The organism is Luteitalea sp., assembly GCA_009377605.1.
Lineage (GTDB): Bacteria > Acidobacteriota > Vicinamibacteria > Vicinamibacterales > Vicinamibacteraceae > WHTT01.
On sequence record WHTT01000322.1, the window covers coordinates 1 to 252 of the forward strand.

Consider the following 252-nt stretch of genomic DNA (forward strand, 5'->3'; position numbering starts at 1 on the left):
ATGGCCCGACGTCTGCCGAACAACGAGTTGGTCATCTACCCGGACGCCGGCCACGGCGGAATCCTCCAGTTCCACGAGCAGTTCGTCGAGAAGGCTCTCGAGTTCCTCGCGAAGTAGCGCCGAGAGGGCGGTGGGCGTCACTTGTCAGCGGAGTAGCCCGCCCCACCGGCGCGGGCTACTCGGCTGCCGGACGATGTGCGGTCGACCCTCGTCGGGTGGTTTAGGGCCGCTACGCCTTACGTCAACGGCAAC

General features: G+C 66.3%; 1 protein-coding gene. It reads left to right on the forward strand.

Annotated features, from left to right (window positions below; all coding sequences use genetic code 11):
* Positions 1-117 (forward strand): alpha/beta hydrolase (locus tag GEV06_29130; protein ID MPZ21901.1); only part of this gene is annotated, 117 nt, incomplete at its 5' end.
* Between the last annotated feature and the right edge of the window lie 135 nt (positions 118-252).